The 18,591-nt window shown below is 59.3% G+C and carries 16 protein-coding genes and 1 pseudogene; 7 read left to right on the top strand and 10 right to left on the bottom strand.

Translation table 11 applies throughout. The features are described from left to right. Positions 1–171: 171 nt before the first annotated feature. Positions 172–537: a low affinity iron permease family protein gene (locus AC0L2R_RS00345; protein ID WP_292601661.1), complete on the bottom strand. Its 366-nt coding sequence runs from the start codon at positions 535–537 to the stop codon at positions 172–174. Between the two features lie 701 nt (positions 538–1,238). Here AC0L2R_RS00345 and katE point away from each other — a divergent pair. From katE to AC0L2R_RS00325, 4 genes and pseudogenes are all read left to right on the top strand, one after another. Continuing rightward, positions 1,239–3,346: pseudogene (katE, locus tag AC0L2R_RS00340) on the top strand (catalase). A 272-nt stretch (positions 3,347–3,618) separates the two neighbouring features. Continuing rightward, positions 3,619–3,870 carry a DUF6894 family protein gene (locus tag AC0L2R_RS00335; RefSeq protein WP_473507344.1) on the top strand — a complete coding sequence of 84 codons (252 nt, stop codon included), beginning with the start codon at positions 3,619–3,621 and terminating at the stop codon, positions 3,868–3,870. A gap of 178 nt (positions 3,871–4,048) precedes the next feature. Next, positions 4,049–4,594: a cysteine hydrolase family protein gene (locus tag AC0L2R_RS00330; RefSeq protein ID WP_473507343.1), complete on the top strand. Its 546-nt coding sequence runs from the start codon at positions 4,049–4,051 to the stop codon at positions 4,592–4,594. Positions 4,595–4,618: 24 nt separating this feature from the next. Then, positions 4,619–5,257 (top strand): DUF6766 family protein, encoded by a 639-nt coding sequence (locus tag AC0L2R_RS00325; protein WP_473507342.1) that lies wholly within the window; start codon positions 4,619–4,621, stop codon positions 5,255–5,257. Positions 5,258–5,281: 24 nt separating this feature from the next. Here AC0L2R_RS00325 and AC0L2R_RS00320 read toward each other — a convergent pair whose 3' ends face one another. From AC0L2R_RS00320 to AC0L2R_RS00300, 5 genes are all read right to left on the bottom strand, one after another. After that, complete coding sequence (locus tag AC0L2R_RS00320; RefSeq protein ID WP_287066081.1) at positions 5,282–5,488, bottom strand: KTSC domain-containing protein; 207 nt, start codon at positions 5,486–5,488, stop codon at positions 5,282–5,284. A gap of 12 nt (positions 5,489–5,500) precedes the next feature. After that, a complete protein-coding gene (locus tag AC0L2R_RS00315; RefSeq protein ID WP_473507341.1) occupies positions 5,501–5,806 on the bottom strand; it encodes a hypothetical protein in 306 nt (101 codons plus the stop codon). Positions 5,807–5,927: 121 nt separating this feature from the next. Next, complete coding sequence (locus tag AC0L2R_RS00310) at positions 5,928–7,073, bottom strand: extracellular catalytic domain type 1 short-chain-length polyhydroxyalkanoate depolymerase (protein ID WP_473507340.1); 1,146 nt, start codon at positions 7,071–7,073, stop codon at positions 5,928–5,930. 149 nt (positions 7,074–7,222) lie between these two features. Then, positions 7,223–8,149, bottom strand: coding sequence for a hypothetical protein (locus tag AC0L2R_RS00305; RefSeq protein ID WP_473507339.1), 927 nt, complete (start codon positions 8,147–8,149; stop codon positions 7,223–7,225). Positions 8,150–8,311: 162 nt separating this feature from the next. Further along, positions 8,312–8,809, bottom strand: coding sequence for a YciE/YciF ferroxidase family protein (locus AC0L2R_RS00300; protein ID WP_473507338.1), 498 nt, complete (start codon positions 8,807–8,809; stop codon positions 8,312–8,314). A 709-nt stretch (positions 8,810–9,518) separates the two neighbouring features. Here AC0L2R_RS00300 and AC0L2R_RS00295 point away from each other — a divergent pair. The 3 genes from AC0L2R_RS00295 to AC0L2R_RS00285 all read left to right on the top strand — a co-directional run bounded on the left by AC0L2R_RS00295 (position 9,519) and on the right by AC0L2R_RS00285 (position 12,721). Beyond that, positions 9,519–9,731, top strand: a complete 213-nt coding sequence (locus AC0L2R_RS00295; RefSeq protein WP_473507337.1) for a hypothetical protein — start codon at positions 9,519–9,521, stop codon at positions 9,729–9,731. A 211-nt stretch (positions 9,732–9,942) separates the two neighbouring features. After that, complete coding sequence (locus AC0L2R_RS00290; protein ID WP_419696736.1) at positions 9,943–10,992, top strand: YihY/virulence factor BrkB family protein; 1,050 nt, start codon at positions 9,943–9,945, stop codon at positions 10,990–10,992. A 736-nt stretch (positions 10,993–11,728) separates the two neighbouring features. After that, complete coding sequence (locus AC0L2R_RS00285; RefSeq protein ID WP_473507336.1) at positions 11,729–12,721, top strand: sensor histidine kinase; 993 nt, start codon at positions 11,729–11,731, stop codon at positions 12,719–12,721. A 167-nt stretch (positions 12,722–12,888) separates the two neighbouring features. Here the strand turns inward: AC0L2R_RS00285 and AC0L2R_RS00280 are convergent, their stop codons facing one another. The 4 genes from AC0L2R_RS00280 to AC0L2R_RS00265 form a co-directional block, all read right to left on the bottom strand. Then, complete coding sequence (locus AC0L2R_RS00280; RefSeq protein WP_473507335.1) at positions 12,889–14,289, bottom strand: phospholipase D family protein; 1,401 nt, start codon at positions 14,287–14,289, stop codon at positions 12,889–12,891. 462 nt (positions 14,290–14,751) lie between these two features. Continuing rightward, the gene (locus tag AC0L2R_RS00275) at positions 14,752–14,973 is read right to left on the bottom strand and encodes a hypothetical protein (protein WP_473507333.1); all 222 of its coding nucleotides are present in this window, start codon (positions 14,971–14,973) and stop codon (positions 14,752–14,754) included. A gap of 170 nt (positions 14,974–15,143) precedes the next feature. After that, a complete protein-coding gene (locus AC0L2R_RS00270) occupies positions 15,144–15,371 on the bottom strand; it encodes a hypothetical protein (protein WP_023803181.1) in 228 nt (75 codons plus the stop codon). A gap of 447 nt (positions 15,372–15,818) precedes the next feature. Further along, positions 15,819–18,431: a bifunctional diguanylate cyclase/phosphodiesterase gene (locus AC0L2R_RS00265; protein WP_473507725.1), complete on the bottom strand. Its 2,613-nt coding sequence runs from the start codon at positions 18,429–18,431 to the stop codon at positions 15,819–15,821. Positions 18,432–18,591 lie beyond the last annotated feature (160 nt).

Below are 18,591 nucleotides of genomic sequence, written 5' to 3'. Positions count from 1 at the left end.
CGATGCCCTCAATACCTTCAGAGCCGAAGCGGTGTGTTTGCGGACTCTGACGCGCTAAGGCTTTCGTACGACTCCAGCAGCCATTCTAGTTCGGCTTTGATCTCAGCTCGGGTCATGCGGCCTTCCGCTTCTGCGCTTCCCGCTGCCAGTGCTTGGCAGCCGCTGGCGTAATTAGGCGCCAGGGACTCCCTCGTGCTTAGCTTCTTGATCAGCCGCCGCTGCTTCCAATTCAAGCCGCGCCAAATGGGCTTTGATCTCCTCAGGCTCGGCGTGCTCCAGCCCGACGACATTGTTCCTCGTTTCCTTCAATGCAACGATGATCTCGTCGAGCTTCGCATGGATGGCAGCGGTGTCGCGGTAACCCTGGATTAGTACGACCCCGGTAATCACTATCGCAGCTACAGAAAGCGCATAGGTGATTACGTTTGTTAGCCCAAACGGAACCATCGCAGTGCAGGCTATCATCGCGGCGATCAGCACATAGAAGCCGGGCGGACGGGACAGAAAGTCGGCGATCACAAAGAGAAATCGGTTCATGCGAATCCCCCAACAAACCACGTAATCCCGATTGGGGCCGCATTTCGGGTGCTCGTCAATGGCGCAAATCACGCAGCTTGATTGCGCGGCGTGGCCCTGGAGCGGGTTCTGGCTTCGGCGGCTTGGGAAACGGCGCAGACCTTCATGCCCGCACCTTCCTGCGCTCGATGGCCACCTGCTTACCTTTGACAATGTCGGAGAACGCTTAAAAAGGACGCTCACAACGGAACACGAAATCCGCCGCGTCCCGGGTGACTACTTAGTTGTTGCCTTGTCGGTTTTTCTTCGGTTTCGCTACCAATGCAGCAGGAGGAGCGGTTTCAGCCTTAAGTCGTTGATCTCGCAGCCGAGCAGTCTTTGCATCTCGTGCTGCGCGCTCAATGTCTGTTAATGCCCTTGCAGCATCCGACGTGCGCTCCTGCCTATCGTATTTTTCTTGATGGGTTAAGCCTTGTCTTTCCCGCATTTCCTGTCCTCGATCTGACGGTATGGCGCTCTGTTGCCGACCCGAACGATCGTCGCGAGATCGTGTTCCCCCAGACGAAAAAGCCCGCGCCTCTGGCGGAGCGCGGGCCCGATGTTCCGGCAGCCGAGTGCTATTCTTCGAAATGCGGGCCACGTGACACCCACCAGGAACTTAAGTGGGTGTCCAGCATTGAGGGAGACCTGAAGCCGCCCCCTCCTTTTCAAGGAATTCAAGCATGGCCAAGACAACCAGACAGTCGTCGGGCAAGCCCGCGACGATCCATGATCAAAAGCTCGTGCGGGGAACGGAGGCGAGCTTCACCAGATCGCCGAAGGCGACAGCGAGATCCTGACGACCGCCCAAGGCGGCCCAGTGGCCGATGACCAGAATACTTTAAGGATTGGCCAGCGCGGACCGTCACTAATCGAAGACTTCCACTTCCGTGAGAAGATTTTTCATTTCGATCACGAGCGCATTCCCGAGCGCGTCGTGCATGCACGCGGCTATGGCGCGCACGGCTTCTTCGAGACCTATGAACCGCTAGCGGCTTACACCCGCGCGGATATCTTCCAGCGTGCCGGCGAGAAGACGCCGGCCTGCGTGCGGTTCTCCACGGTGGCCGGTTCGAAAGGCTCGTTCGACCTGGCGCGGGACGTGCGTGGGTTCGCCGTCAAATTCTACACCAACGAAGGCAATTGGGATCTCGTCAACAACATCCCAGTTTTCTTTATTCAGGACGCAATCAAGTTTCCCGACGTCATTCATTCAGTGAAGCCGGAGCCTGATCGTGCCTTCCCGCAGGCGCAATCGGCACACGACAATTTCTGGGACTTCATCAGCCTGACGCCCGAATCGATGCATATGGTCATGTGGGTCATGTCGGATCGGGCGATACCTCGGTCCTTCCGGTTCATGCAAGGATTCGGCGTTCACACGTTCCGGCTGGTCAATGCGAAGGACGAATCCACCTTCGTCAAATTCATCTGGAAGCCGACGCTCGGCATGCAGTCGGTCGTTTGGAACGAAGCGGTCAAGATCAACGGCGCTGACCCCGATTTTCATCGACGCGACCTCTGGAATGCCATCCAGTCTGGTGATTTCCCGGAATGGGAGCTCAACCTCCAGCTCTTCGATCAGGACTTCGCGGACAGTTTTGACTTCGACGTTCTGGATCCGACCAAGATCATTCCGGAAGAAATCCTCGCGCCGGTCCCGGTCGGCCGCTTGGTGCTCGATCGTATGCCCGACAATTTCTTCGCCGAAACCGAGCAGGTCGCGTTCATGACGCAGAACGTACCGCCCGGCGTCGACTTTTCCAACGATCCCCTGCTGCAGGGTCGAAACTTCTCCTACCTGGACACGCAACTGAAGCGTCTCGGCAGCCCCAATTTCACCCATATCCCGATCAACGCACCCAAATGCCCGTTCCACCACTTCCAGCAGGATGGCCTCATGGCGATGCGCAATCCGGTCGGCCGTGCGAACTACCAGCCGAATTCATTCGGCGAAGGCCCGCGGGAATCGCCGCAGCACGGTTTCCGGTCGTTCGCCGAGGCGGAGGAAGACCAGAAAGTCCGTCTGCGCGCAGAGAGCTTCGCCGACCACTACAGCCAGGCGCGACAGTTCTTCAACAGTCAGACCGCGCCTGAGCAGAAGCATATCGCCATGGCGCTGTCCTTCGAGCTCTCCAAGGTCGAGACAACGGTTATCCGCGAGCGCATGGTGTCGCATCTCCTCAACATTGATGAAGGCTTGGCAGAAACTGTCGCTGACAAGCTTGGCATGAAGCAATTGCCCAAGCCCGCGGATGCGGCGGTCGCGCCGAGGGACGATCTCGAACCATCGCCGGCGCTCAGCATCATCCGGAACGGGCCTGACAGTTTTGCTGGCCGCAAGGTCGGTGTGCTTGTCAGTCCCGGCGCCGATGCAGCGCTGCTGAAGAACCTCCAGGCAGCGATCGAGAAGGAAGGCGCAGTGATGGAGGTCATAGCGCCCAAGGTGGGCGGCGTCGAGGCGGCGGATGGAAGTCTCATCGCTGCAAAACACATGATCGACGGCGGGCCATCGGTCCTGTTCGACGCAGTAGCGCTGATCCTCTCCGAGGAAGGAGCGGAGCGCCTGACGGGCGAGGCCGCCGCGCGCGATTTCGTTGCCGACGCTTTTGCTCATTGCAAATTCATCGGCTTCACGTCGGGCGCCGTCCCGCTGCTGCAGAAGGCCGGCGTCGATCCGGAAGCCGATGAAGGCATGATTGGTCTCGATGATCCCAAGGCGATTACCGGTTTTGTCGAGGGCTGCCGCAAGCTGCGTCTCTGGAGCCGGGAAATGGCTGTCAAACTCTAGCGATGGTGACGGAGTTTCTCATGCAGATCATTCGAACCGAAGTTACCCAGGCAACCGCCCCGACCGGACAGCCCATCCTGCGCGTGATCTTCTGCGGCGAAGGCGGTGACTGCGTTGCCGTGACCTGGCACGCGTTGACGGCGGAAACAACGAGGCCGCTATCAATCGAGCGAAGGCGGTCCTGGTCCAGATCGCGACCTTCGATTTGGCTGTGAACGACTATGATGCCCGAAGCAATGGCAATTTTGACGAAGTCGCCGTCACAGCGGCGAATGACGAAAACGGCGGGCTCTATATCTTCGAGTATCGGCGGACGCGGCCGTCAGGTTCTTCCCTCCAGGATGCCAAGTTTAGAGGCTGCGCGGGAGGAAGCGGTTCGATGCGCTATCGATCTTCTGGTCGACCTTCAACTGGGCACGGACGATCTTTCAGGTTGGCTCGTGCGCCTGCGCGACGAGAACGGCGAACTGCTGTACGCCATCGACGTGCAGGAGGCGCAAGCGGCCCGCCTGACAAGACCATGAACCGGCAACGGCTAAAGGCGGATTGGCAGAGATGCGAGGCTACGGCGGGACCTCCCGGGCTACGCCCGCGCTCAGATAGAGACTATGCATCACCCCACCGCGGCCCCGGCTGATCATGGCCGCCCTAGGCCTGGTACACGGTCCGCTTGGTGAGAATTCCCTACATCGTTGCGTTGACATGCAGCGCCTGTTCGCGCCGGGCGGGCCTTGGGCCGTGCCGTGGGCGCAAAACGTGCTGCCGGTCATCGAGGAATTGACCGCAAGACATCCGCAGCAAACGCTGTTCACACGTTTTGTTCCGGCCGCTCGGCCTGGCGAAGGACCGGGCATGTGGGCGCGGTATTATCAGCGTTGGGCCGAGGTCACCCTTGCCGACATCGATGCCGGCCTCGTCGATCTGATGCCTTCTCTGGCGCGGTTCGTGCCGCCGGCAAGAACGCTCGACAAGCATGTCTATTCGCCGTGGACTGAAGGCCGGTTCGACGCGATGCTCAATGGGTCAGGGATCGACACGCTGGTCATCACCGGCGGCGAAACCGACGTCTGCGTGCTTGCCACGGTCCTCGGCGCCATCGACCGTGGTTTTCGTGTCGTCCTTGCGACCGATGCCATCTGCAGTTCGGTTGACCAGACGCATGAGGCACTGTTGGAGCTCTACCGCTCTCGCTTCAGCGAGCAAGTCGAGGCGGTGATGATCGAAGAGGGTCTGGAGAACTGGCGTTAGCCGGAGCTGCCGAGGGAGACGACCATGAAAAGCTTTTTCCGGGACAATGGACTGACGATCGCCCTGGTGGCGATGTTCTTGTTCAGTGCGATTGGCATGATCTGGTCGGGTCATACGGCCTACAATGAAGAGCTTCAGAACCACGGTTCGGCATCGATTGGGCTGCTCTCCTATCTTGCGAGCGGCGACTTCCTCTCGGCGCTGTTCGAGAACTGGGAAAGCGAATTCCTGCAGATGTCGGCCTATGTCATGCTGACTGCAATGCTGTTCCAGCGCGGTTCCGCCGAGTCTCGTGATCCCGATGATCCCAACCGGCCCGAGGGCGAACTTCCGACCGCCACCCGCAGGCGCAACCCGATCCTGTCGTGGCTCTATTCATACTCGCTGGGCTTGGCGCTGGCCGTGCTGTTCATCATCTCATTTGCCTTGCATTGGTGGGCGAGCCTGGCGGCCGCGAACGAGGAGGCGCTTCGGCACGGCGGCGAGGTTCAATCCCTGGGAGACTATCTTCTCGACGCCCAGCTATGGTTCGAGTCCTTTCAGAACTGGCAGTCGGAATTCATGTCGACGGCCGTCCTGGTCCTGCTGTCGATTTTCCTACGCCATAAGGGCTCCCCGGAATCAAAGCCAGCCGGCGCGTCAAACTCCGAAACCGGCGCATGAGTCTCCGCGTGCAGGCAACGCTCGCTATGCTTCGGCAATCGGGCGGTGCCGGCAACGGTCGCGAAAGTGGTCGTTGAAGAACCGGCCCTTTACGAAGGCGTTTCGGAACGCCGCATAGGTCTCCGGCGGCACAGCCTCGTAGTCATAACGCGTGCCGCTCGCGACGAACCACACCGAGAGAACCCTTGTCTCCGGATCGTACTCGGTCTTGCGGATTGACGTTGATGGCATGATATCGGCGCTCTATACGAGCGCCATTGGCATGTAGCGGGCGATCACCGTGTCCTGCCGGAACCGCCGTTCTAGCTCGGCGCGCCGTTTGCGCCAGTCCGGCAGATCGACATCATCCACCATCACTTCGAGGATGACGATTTCATCTGTGCTGGACTGCTCGCCATCCTGCCACTGACCTTCTGCGGGCGCCTGCAGGTAGGCTGTGACGCCGTCGAAACGGCTGGCCAGGTCTTCCTTCACACGGTCGAAATCTTCCCGGCCAAATGGGCGACCGGTGTTGTCCGCGCGGGGAAGCAGGATCTGGACGAGGTGCATGGCGACCGCTCAATGAAAAGCGGTCACCGATTCCAAAGAACGACGCGTTCCCTTGCCTGATCGGAGCCGCTTGACCTTCGCGGGCCGGCGAGACAGTCGGCGAGCGATTCGCGCCGTCCGCCTAGCGCATCAGGCCCGCCGCCCGCAGGGCATCTTCAATGATCTTCTTCACGCCGGGCTGGCGCGATTGATGGATGGCAGTCGGCTGCGGGGGCTTCGTCTTCGCATTTTGTATACTTGGCGCCGGTGACTGGGGTAGTTGCCGTTGGCTGGCGGGCAATTGCGGCCTCGATTTCCGGGAGGCGCTATCCTCGGTTGCCGCGATCCCCCAAAACTGCGCGATCTCGCGTGTGGAGGCAATGCCGACATCAAGCATATAAGGTCCCGGAGCGCCGAGGCCGTTGCCGAGCGGCGTGCCGTGGCCCATCCCGGCGATCATGTTGATTTCGATCAAGGCATCTCCCGCCCCGTTACGCCAGACCTGCTTTGCGTGCGGTCCGGCAGCTTCCCGACGCGTCGGCGCTTTCTCAAGCCGGTGGACTCCCCGCCACTGGCCTGCGATCGCTTCCGCGTTGGAAGGCGAAACCGTGTGGTCAGCGGCACCGTGCCAAATCGAAATCCTCGGCCACGGTCCCCGATGATCCGATGCGCCGCGGAGGGTCCGTTGCAGATCCTGTTCCGAAGGACCGCCGTGGCCGCGCATGCGATCGAAGGCCTCCGGGATTGTCGTTGCGCTGCCGTAGGGCAGGCCGGCAATTAACGCACCGCCTGCAAACACTTCCGGATAGGTCGCCAGCATGGCCGCTGCCATTGCGCCTCCGGCCGAGAGGCCGGTGATGAAGATTCGCCTTCGGTCGAGACCGTGGGTGACGACCATCGTCTCGATCATCTGGCGAATCGAAAGCGCCTCGCCCGAACCACGCTTGGTGTCGCCAGGCTGGAACCAGTTGAAACAGAAGTTCGGATTGTTGCCGCGTTGCTGTTCGGGAAAGAGCAGCGCGAAGCCAGCCTCGTCGGCGAGTTGGGACCAGCCGGAATGATGGTCATAGCCGGCCGCGTTCTGGGTGCAGCCATGCAGCACGACGACGAGCGGGGTGCCCTTGGATAGTTCATTGGGAATGTAGAACTTCGCTTCCAACCCGCCAGGATTGGTACCGAAGTCGGCCAGCGTCCGGAGGTGGTCTGACGCACCGAGGTCGGCGGGATGTGCGGCATGTCGCGCCTGCAGCGCGGCAAGGCGGGCGATGGTATCAGAGATTTTTCGCAATGGAGCCGTCCCTGTTGTGACGCCCGGAATGGACGGCCATCTGTTCAACGCACGTGCAGCAATATCGTTGCTGCGTTGCACAAAAACAAGGGAGCGCGGCGGGAGATGGAGTCCGGCCGATCCTCTCGGTCGGCCGGGAGTAGACGTCTTCAGCTTCGACTGGCTGTGAGATGGAGCGCGTCTTCTTCGTCGTCGCGCTGCTTGCCGCCTAACGCTGCCGCTGCGCTGGCGATGAACGCACCGATCATGAGAGAAAGCGCGCCAACCAACGCGAAGCTGGCGCCGGCCTTTCTAGCTGTGTCGGCTGCTTCCTGTGCTTGGACTTTGGCCGCCTCGACCTGAGCAAGCACCGCATCAACCCGGGCAGTAGCATCCGCTTGCGACAAGCCAGTGCGAGCGGCCACGAGTTGGCCCAGATAAGTCTTGTCGTCGGCCGAGACTTCGCCGGCCGCCGCACTCGTAATGAGGATGCGGGAGGCTTGTGCGGCTGCTGTCGCATCGCCCTCCGCGCCCGGCGCCGCCAGCCTGGAAGGATCGTTCGGGCGGAACAGCGCATCGACGAAATACGACGCCGCGCCGCTGCCTCCGTCGTTCCCGGCGTTTGCGGTCGCCCCTGCCGAGGCACCCATTGCTGCTCCCGAGGCCACTGTCGAGGCCGCCTTGACGCCGGTGCCGATTGCCGCGGACAGCGCCGAACCGAGCACGAACACGACCAGAAGCGTCGCCAGCGCCCAGGCCATGAATCCGTGCGCGGTATCCCGGAAGAATGTCTCGTCCGTAGGAATGCCGACCCATTTGGTGCGAAGGCGCCCGGTCAGGTACCCCCCGAGCCCGGATGACAACCATTGCACGATGACCAGCCAGATCGCAGTGGACACAGCGAAGGTGGTGGCGCTGGCGCTTTCGTTGGACCATGGAGACACCATCGTGAGCCCGAGGCCGGACCCGAGAAGCATCAGGATGAACGTCAGGGTCGAGGCAGCGAAGGCGCCGGCGATGATCGGTCCCCAGTTGACTGCGGATGACGAGGACTCGACCGGCGCGGCGCCGTCGGTCGCCAGGATGGTTGATGCCACGGATTCCTCCTACCGCATGAACAGCGCGAGAAGGATGATGATCGGAATAGGAACTCCGAGCAGCCAGAGTAGAATGCCACGACCCATGATTGCCTCCTATCGAAAGACGGATGTTGGAAGTAAAACAGCCACCCCAACACAGTTGGGGTGGCTGGTGTGTGATCAGGCGGCCTTGGCCATTTCGTTGGCCGAGGCGTCCGCCAATCCGGTGAGCGCCTCGTCTGTCATAGATTCTTCGCCGAGCGTCTGTTCGATCAGCTTGGCGGCGTCGCTCATGCCCAAAACCTCAGCCCAGCGCTTCAGCGTGCCATAGCGGGTGATCTCGTAGTGCTCGACAGCCTGGGCAGCGGAGATCAGACCGGCGTCCAGTGCGGGAGTTCCCTTGAACTCCTCCATAATCTCCTCGCCCTCCTCGATGATGCCGTCGATCGCGGGACACGTCTTGCCCTGTGCCCGCTTGCCAAGGAGCTCGAAAACCTGCTGCAAGCGCTCGACATGACCGTCGGTTTCGTCCTTGTGCTTCTCGAAGGCTGCCTTCAGATCGGCCGATGAGGCGGCGCGCGCCATCTTGGGAGGCGCCTTCAGGATCTTCTTTTCCGCGTAATAGATATCTTTGAGCGTATCGAGGAAGAGATCATCCAATGTCTTTTCTTTCGCCATGGCGGATTTCCTTTTGGTTCCAGCGTTTTTTGTTGTCGCTCACGGGGTTGTGAAACGCATGCTCAACAAGCGCACGACGCCGGAAAGGTTCCCTTGAGACGTCTCGCTGCACGTCACTCTGACTTCGTGGGGTCAACCCCTGGTTCAATTCACTTCCCGCTCCGCCAGGCATTTCGCTATCGAGGGATCGCATCATGCTCTGATACTTGGCGTCTCTATCTGTCGAGCTTCTTGAGAATATTTTGTCGGCGCAGCCATGAACGAGCGCGCCTGACCTTGGGGATGCTGCTCGCCAAAGTCGCCGGCGGCGAGACCAGCCCTTCCACCTAAAAGAACTCTCTGCGAGAACGATGCCTCCCGCCAATCGTGACACCGCCTGGCCTCCGATCCGGTTGCTCCTGGCGGCCAACAATGCCCACGGCGAAATAGACGTCCGGTCGTTTTTCGAATTGGCGCGCTGGGGAAGACCAAGGAACAACGTCCAGCGGTGATGTCTGCGGGTCAACCGCGCGGTGGGCGCTCGCCGTCGCTTTCGCACAGGTAGTTGTGAATGTCGGTTGCAGCGACCGCTGCGTGCCCGAATGCGACCGCGAGCTGGTTGAAAGACACAGGAGGCGAATAGGCTTCGCTTTGGATAGTGAGGGCGCATCGCCTGGCTTGATCCGGCGACGCGAGTCCGACGGCGAGGGATATCTATGAGGAAGCCTGAATGATCAGACCGCCAAGACGACAGGGCGAATACGCGGATCGGGAGATCAATTGCCAGGAGGCCATGGAGCCCGGCTTTCAGGCTATCGTCGGTTGCATGCTGGAGCGGCTGGACGCCAAGAGGCACCAGCTCCCGACCGCCCACGCCCAGAATCCCCGCCGGCCGGCCGCGCCAAAGTTAAAACGCAATCAGCCGACCACCACGATTGGCTGAGATGGTAGAAAGCTGATTATTCTCATTGGTCGCTCGAACAAGCCACTGAGGTTCTGGGCAGGGCAGTATCGCTATCACATGAACTCGTCGCATGGGGTGGCGCAGTGTTTCTGCAGACGGCGGATGTTTGTTTGCGGGCGCAGGTCTGCACCTGCATCCTTTGGCGCTTTCATACGTTTGGCCGCGAAGAAGATGCTCCGGACCGGCAGCCATGTCGAAAAAAACAACCGACGACGCTTACGAAGATCAAGTGCAGCTTGAGCGGCGGGCCAGACGGCAGGGCCGCGGACGCAATGCCGAATGGCCGTCAGAGATCCCCAGCCGTGGCTGGAAAGACGTGCTGTGGCGGGTCTTTGCTGAAGTAAACGAGGACCGTGTTATGCTGATCGCGGCCGGGGCCGCATTCTATCTGTTGCTTGCCCTCTTTCCCGCGCTTGCCGCGTTCGTGTCCATCTACGGTTTTGTCGCCGATCCTCAGACCATCGCTGAGCACATTGCGTTCCTTGGCGGCGTACTGCCTTCGGACGGTCTGGACATTATCAGATCTCAGCTTGCGTCCTTGGCCGCTCAGAAGACTGGCGCGCTCAGCTTCGGCTTCATGTTCGGCCTTGCCGTCGCACTGTGGAGCGCCAGTAACGGCATCAAGACGCTATTCGAAGCCATGAACATCGCCTACGAGGAGAGTGAAAAGCGCGGCTTTATCCATCTGAATCTTCTGGCCTTGGGCTTCACACTTGGCGCCATCCTCATCGGTATCGGCTTTATCGTCTCGGTGGGGATCGTGCCGGCCATGCTTGCGCTGCTGAACCTCGGCGGTTGGACCGAAGCCCTTGTGCGGATCTTTCGGTGGCCGATGATGCTGATCCTGGTCGGCCTCGGGATCACGCTGATCTACCGCTACGGCCCCAGCCGCGAAAGGGCAAAGTGGCAATGGGCGACATGGGGCGCCTTCCTCGCGGCTGGAGTGTGGATCGCGGTCTCGATAGGGTTTTCCTATTATCTTGAGAACTTCGCCGACTACAACGCGACGTATGGAGCCCTGGGGGCAGTCATCGGCTTGATGATGTGGACCTGGATCTCTGTGATTGTCCTGATTGTGGGGGCGGAGCTGAATGCTGAGATGGAGCACCAGACAGCCAAGGACACCACCACAGGTGCGCAGCAGCCGATGGGTGCGCGAGGTGCCACGGTCGCCGACACGCTGGGCGGATCGGCCGATGCTGCCAACCAGCAGTCGCGTTCGGGCGAGCGCAACACCTAATGCGCAGATCTCGTGAGATCTCCGCGCAACTTCGCTTGGCGCAGATCACTGACATCGGCATTGGCGACGAAGTTGCAAAGACCTTGGGCAATGACAAGTCAGATCAGCGAGCAAATGAATACCTTCAGGCGCAGTCTCCATCCTGCTCAGGTTCGGCGAATGGCAAGCGCCACATTGGCAGAGAACGGCGGCACATCAAGTTTCAGCCATGTCGGAATTCGCTTGCCATTCCCCCGTTTGCCTGCCGGCCGCGGTATCCCAGGCGATGACCCGATAGGTCCCGCGAGCCAACCCGGGCAACTCCAAGGCGGCCGGAACCGGCGCAGCATACCGTTTCGCCCGATCGTGTCGCGGCGAAGCAGCCAGACCTGGATGAGCACATGCGGGGTGCGGTTTGGCCACCGCATGCCGCCACCGGCGCCGCCGCTGCCAGGTGAGCCCATTGCAAATGGCGGAAATATTCTGTCGGCAGTTCCGGCGACGTGCAGATCGTCAATTTCGATTGGCAGAGACGGGATTTTGGTACAACGCTGTTGGAAAAAAGGTCGTGGCCGTGCAAAGTGACGCAAGGTTGACTGAACTCTCAGCAAGACGGCCTGTGTTGCCCATGGCTCTGCCGCTCCGTGACGCGGGCTCGTCCTACTCCTGACATCGCGCAGCCGCTTCCAGCGTTGTCAGTGTCGAGCAAAGTGCATGACTGAGACTGAGGCTCCCACGCAAAGCACAGGCGACCAAGATGACATCAGATTCAGACAAGGCTGAGGCAGTTGAGCAATTTCTCGATACACCGGACCTTGCCACCGCGCTGGAAAGCGAGCAGTTCAAAAAATTTCTTGACCAGGTGCCGATCGCTATCGCCGTGTCGGACTTAGGCGCGAAGGAGCGCGTCGTCTATGCTAATCCAGAATTCGAAAAAGTGTCAGGCCTGAAGGCAGCCGAGCTTACCCGGCAAAACTGGGGAGCACTTTCCGGCATTGGCATCCACCAGCAGAAGGGCCGGCCTCTGCCCGAGGCCTTGGTCGAGGAAACCGATTTCGTCGGCACTTTCCGGCTGGAGCCCGTCGGGGCCAACCCGGCTCTTGTCGACGTTTATTCAAACATCATCGTGGACGATAACGGCACGAACTGCTTCCGACTGGTGGCTCTGGTCGACGTCTCATCCCATGGCGAATCTGAAGAAGCGCGCTTGGTGGAGGAGCGCGTCCGTGAGAAGGACACCCTGTTGCGCGAACTGCAGCACCGGGTGAAGAACAACTTACAGATGATCACCGCTTTGATCCGTCTAGAAACCCGTAACGCGACCGAGCCCCACCAGAAAAGATTTGAGAGGCTCGCCGGCCGCGTCGACGCTCTGGCGATCCTCTACCAGACGCTATCGGCAGACGAGCAGAAGGATGAGGTCGATCTCGGCGTTTATCTTAGCCAGATCGCCTCCGCGGTGATGGGGTCGCATGCCGTTGAGGGGATCCGCCTCGACATGAAGGTGGATACCTATCCGGTATCGATCAACGTCGCCATGCCAACGGGACTGGTCGTGAACGAATTGCTCACAAATGCACTCAAGCATGCATTCCAAGGGCGTGAAGGCGGAACGATAAAGCTGCACAGTATCGCCGGTGGCGACGGCTGCCTGGTGATAGTTGCGGACGCAAAGTTCAACGTCGCCTCGAGCGCCAGCGAAGGGACGAAGGTCACCATCGTCTTCACGCGATCGGCGGCAGCAAGCTGACAATTGCCAGAGGGCGGATGCTTCATGCTCCCGGCCTTTCCACCGCGGCCCCGGGGCGCTGTGCTTGGCACATTCACGTCGCCGTTCTTCAGGTATGCCGTACCCGGCGCGGCAAGAACGCCGCGTCGATCCCGCCGTTAGCACCTATACTATCTTAGTGGGTCTGGCTAAAGCTGAGACTCAACCGGAAGGTGGCGGACCAAGGCCGCCAGAACCCGGCGAAAAATTCCGGCCTCTGGTTCGTGTGTGTATTCTTGGAGTTTGCCTTCTTCGCATCCATGCCAGTGCAGCACATTGTTCTTTAGTTCCAGCCGATAGCTGGTTTCTAGTGATATCTCCGCTTGAAAAAAGCGCCGAAGTTCACCGACTAATTCGGCATCCTCAAAGAGCACGCCCATCTCCGAGTTCAAAGACACTGACCGGGGATCAAAATTGAAGGAACCGACGAACCCAGCCCTGTCGTCAACCGTGAACGATTTGGTGTGCAGACTGGCACCCTTGGAGCCAAACACCGAAATTCCCTGACCGCGAGTGAAGGGCTGGAGCTCGAACAGTCTTACGCCATTCCTCAGCAATCGCTTGCGATAGTTTGCATAAGCCCCATGAACCGCGGCGACGTCTGTAGCGGCCAAGGAATTGGTCAAAACGGAAACGTCAACCCCATTGCTGACGAGGTCCATCAGGACCGCGGAGCCCCTTTTGCCAGGGATGAAATAGGGAGATACAATTTCCAGATTGTTGCGCGCCGACTTTATGAGGGGAAGCAACTCCTTGGTAAGCCAGCTGCGACGTCTCCAACCTCTCACCTTCTCTGGAGGATCGGAAATCACCCGAACTCGATCCACCCAATGCACGTCGTTGCTGGCCGCGATGAACTCTGCGATGGACCCTCGGTCACCGATCCCGTTCAAAAGCATTGATTCGGTTTCGAGATCGCTTCCTGAAAACAAATCGGAATGCTCGTTCCCCGCGGCTGGACCCAGGACACTGATTGATTTCGCGTCCTCGCAAGCCCAGAATGCCTCAAATATTTCGACGGTTTGCTGCACGGCAGGACCGAGGAGCAGCACGTCTAAGTCGCGAAAATTGGTTTCTGCTGCGTCGAAATAGGCATCGCCAACGTTGCGCCCGCCTACGATAGCAACGTTGTCGTCAGCGATCCATGCCTTGTTGTGCATCCTCCGGGTCAACGCAAATAGTCGCAATACAATTTCCACAGCGCGCATGACGCTGCGTTGCCTGACGCCGCTCGGATTAAACAACTTCAACTCGATGTTTGGATGATTGCTCAAGGCCAGATAGGCCGCATCGTTTTTTCGCGGATTGGCGTCATCAAGGAGCATGCGAACTCGCACGCCGCGCTCAGCGGCCCGGAAAACTTCCTGCAAGAGCAAGCGGCCAGTGTGGTCATCGTGCCAAAGGTAGTACATGAGATCGAGACTGCGAACGGCACTCCTTGCCGCCAGAACGCGCCCGGCGAAGGCGTCATAATTGTCCGGGACCAGCAGCAAGCCGCTCTTGCCTGCTTTGATGTTGTCCTGTGCAATCCGCGTAATGGGTACTTCCATAAAATTCCTACCCTTTAGCGATAGAAACCCGGCCTTGCTCAAAATCGTAGCAAGAACCCTTCAAAGGTAATCTGGTTGCAAATGTAGCTGTCGAATCCCCTGGAGATTTAATCGTGCCATGATCAGTAGATGATCGGAGGCGATCCGAGATAGCGATGTATGGTGCACTTCGAGGCTGGAGATCAGACTTGGTGGTTTGGCCAGGATCCGATCGAGCGCAAGCAAAGGGAAACGCGAAGGGAAACTGGACAGCACGGTGTGAATTGGACCAAAATGCGGCAGTAGCGCCAGCAACGAGGATCTGCTGTGCACCCGCCATTCGTTGAGATCGCCAAGCAAAAATGGTTGGCCTTAAGACCGAACGCGTCGCCTCAAGCAGTGCGTTGGCTTGCTTGGTGCGCGACCGCCGGAGTGCCGAACCGATCGTCCTATATGCCCGAGGCGGCACGTCGTCGGGCCGGATCAACCCGTGCGAACTCCGTCAGCGCTGGTGGGATCGATCTTCGTCAACCGCGATCTGGCCTCAATTACGCGCTGTTGCGCAGCCCGTATCCTGCTGCACAGCGCGATATTGATGCCGACACCGCAGTCATCATCCAGCATCTCGTTCGCACGCTCAAGGGAGCGCTCGGCCCGATTAAGCCGCTGTCGGGCTCGCGCCAGTTCCGTATAAAAAAGTTCCATTATTCCGAATCCATTGCGGTCCCTTTGATTGGTAAACCGCTTGTGGTCGCCGTTGGTTCCGGCTGTTCGCGAGCGTGCAGCCCAGACGTAGATGTGGTTGGCAAAGTTCTGGAGCGAGAGTGGTGGCGCCGGTGTCCTGAAGGGCGCGACGAATCAAACGCCGGCCCAGTTCAACCCGCGCGACGTCCTTCAAAGCTGGGGGGATCGATCTTCACCAAGCGGTCTGCGGCCTCGACCGCAGTTCGTATCCTGTTGCGCAGCGCGAGGTTCTCGGCCAGCATTTCTTCAGTACGTTGAAGCGCGAGCTCGGTCCGGTGGATGCGCTGCCTGGCATTGGCAACTTCCGATGTCAAAATGTCGGCCACCGTCCCGTGGCCCTGGGGTTCCAAAGTGTCCATGGATTTCTAACACATGGGGGCCGATATCGTTCCCTGGTCAGTGACAAGTGCACTTCGGCCTGCTTCGCCGGCCGCTGCCGATTGCGGTGCGATCGGCAACGACGTCTTGCAGAAGAGCCGGACATTTCACATCCCCCTAATGATGAAGGACAGCGCCCCTTCGCAACCGGCGAGCAGCATCGCGACAAGTCCCCAGTCAATCCGATAGATCATCGATCGTCTGCCGACATATCCGCGCCATTGCCTGGACAACCGCCAAGGCTGCCATTGTGCGTTTCGTACTGCCTCCGTGCCGGGCCGATGCCGAGATAGGGGTCGCCGATCAGCTTGTCCGGGGCCAGGTCTCATCGGGTGCATAGGCCCCCAGAACTTCGCTGCCGTGATCGGCCAATCTCCAAATCCCAAGACTCAAGCGTAGCGCTACTCTATGACGTGAGGCGTATGCGCTTATACTCTACCCAACCGGAGCGGTTCATCCAAAACCCGTTCCGTGCGCAGACGCCGAGATCGAACGAAGGCCTTTAGTCCGTCGGCATCCAACGCATGCCCGAAGGCATAACCCTGCAGTATGTCGCAGCCCAAGCTCTTGAGTGTCTGTGCGTGCTCCATCGTCTCGACACCCTCGGCTACGACCTCGATACCCAGGGATTTGCCGATTTCAATGATCGATGAGACGACCTGCCTTCGTTGCGGCGATTTGACAATTGGAATGACCAGTTGGCGGTCTATCTTCAACCGGCGAGGCTGCAGCTTGAGCAAGCTGACTATAGAGGCGTAGCCCGTGCCAAAATCGTCTATTTCTATGTCAATGCCGAGGTCTTTTATCTGCTCAAGATTCCAGGTGACAAAATCATCATTTTCGTCGAGGAAAATTGACTCAACGAGCTCGAAGGCAACTGTTCCCTTCTTGATATTTAGTTCCCGAAGACTCTTTATGAGTTCCTCATCCTGAAGGCGGCGTGCCGAAACGTTGACTGACACCCGCGGAATGTGAAGATTCGCAGCAGTCCACCCTTCGAGATCCAAAAGCGATTGCTCCAATATGTTTCGATCGATGATCGAGACGACATTCAATTCTTCCGCAATCCTGAGGAAGACGTCGGGCGCCAAAATGCCCTTCTCCGGATGCCGCCATCGCGCCAGCGCCTCAACCCCAACAATTTCAAGGGTTTTTGCGTCAAATTGCGGCTGGTAGAAGGGAATGAACTCGTTGCGCTCAAGGCCGCCGAGAATTTCGTCGGCAATCCGTTTTGTCTCGACGATCTCGCTTTGCATCGCCTCGGTGAAGAACTCGTATCGATTGCGCCCACGACTCTTTGCTCGATAAAGCGCGATGTCAGCGTTGACCAGCAGGTGTTTGGCTTCGACATCTTTTCCGTTGTCGACTGCAATTCCCACGCTCACGCCAAAACGGCATCGATGGCCCTGATAGTAGACCGGTTCCCGCATCTGGCTGATGACGCGGTCAGCGAGCAGCGCCAGTTGCTCGATATCGTCATGCACCACGCACAGGACGATGAATTCGTCTCCTCCGATCCGAGCGACGAATCCCTCGCCATCGACCTTGGATCGGAGGACGGTCGAGGCGTGAACAAGCATTGCGTCGCCTGCGGCGTGGCCAAGCGTATCGTTGATATGCTTGAACCGATCCAGATCTATGTGGAGCAGTGCCGCATACCCGCCGGTCCGCCTGGCGTTTGCCGCGTAATCTTCCAGCACCTGGTCAAGGTAACGCCGGTTGGGCAAACCGGTCAGCGAATCGTGGAGCGCAATGTGCTCTATGCGCTCCTTGGCCGACTCGAGTTCTGCATTTTTCGACTCGGAAAGCTGTTTTGCGCGAACCAAGTCCTTGTTCAACAGGACATCGGCTGTCACATCCCATTCGGCGCCAATCATTTTTGGGGTGTCGTCTGCGGCCCGGTAAATTATCGCCTTGGATCGGACATGGCGAATCTCACCATCCGGCCGAATAATCCGGTATTCCGACAAATATGGCCCGCCGTCGGCCATCGCGCGGTCGAAATCGGCGTTGGCGCCAGCCAAATCATCCGGGTGGATTGCTCCCGCCCAGTCCAGGTAGCCGCGGTGCTCCCCAGCTGGTTTGCCGTATATTTCATTGACGCGTTCGTCCCACGCCAGTTCGTTGGTCGCGAGATCGTGTTCCCAAACGCCAATAGCCGATGCTTCCAGAGCGAGCTCCAGGCGCCTCGACAATCGACTCAGTTCCGCATAGTTGCGCTGTCTCTCGCCAATCAGGCGACCCGTAATCAGGAATGGGATCACAACCAGCGCCCCGGCCACCGCCATGATGGCGCGCAAGAACCACGCGTTGTCGGGCGTCGAAGGCCAGCCGTTTTTGGGAATGGCTGCGATCCGCCACGAACCGGACGGAAGCAGGACGTCGGCTGTCACCGGATTGCTTTTGGCGACGCGCTCATTGCCGAAGAATTGCTCTCCGCCTGGACCGAGGGCGTCCTTACCGATCAGCGCTACGTCAATCCCGAGATCATCGTCAAGCAGGCCGCTCGCCTTATAAAGGCGCTGAACGTCGACAACGGCCGAAATGATGCCCCAGAACCTTTCGGTGTTGCCCGCACTGCGTACAAAGACCGGAATTCGGCCGACGAAGCCCTGCCCTCCCTGCCTCAAGTCGACGGGACCGGCAAGAACTAGCTCGCGCTCGTCTCGCGCCCTTAGCGCGGCCAGACGCTGCCGCTCGTCCTTGCGGTAATCGAGGCCTATCGCCTTGTCGTTGCCCTTCATCGGGTACATCAGAGAAATGACCAGATCGGGCGCGCCGGCAATATTCTTCAATTGCGAGCCCCTGCCAAACAGGTTGCTCGCCAGCGAGGCGAAGCGCTGCTGTCCCATATAGGGCTCAGTCACGACCGCCGCGACCAGTCCCTGCACCAGTTGAAGGTTTCCGTTGATGTTGCCTTCAAGCTTGGCGCGGATAAGATTGACCTTGGCCAGGACATCCGCTCGGGCGGCTTGATCCGAGACGACTTTGTTCTGGTGGTCCGCGAACGCTGCGCCAACGGCAATAACGATCACCGCCATTGCCGCCGGGATATTTGCCGACGAGAAAACGGCCTTCTTGATACCGCCGAACCTAGCGCGGAAAGGAGCCAATAGGCGATTCCTCAGATACTATTCAGGTTCTGGGCCAACCTGACCAAGGTATATTAGCTATCAATGTTTAATTTTGACCTTCACGGGC

This window comes from Mesorhizobium sp. WSM4820 (genome assembly GCF_055811075.1).
Note: the sequence above shows the minus strand (reverse complement) of the source record. Positions and strands in the feature narration are given on the sequence as shown.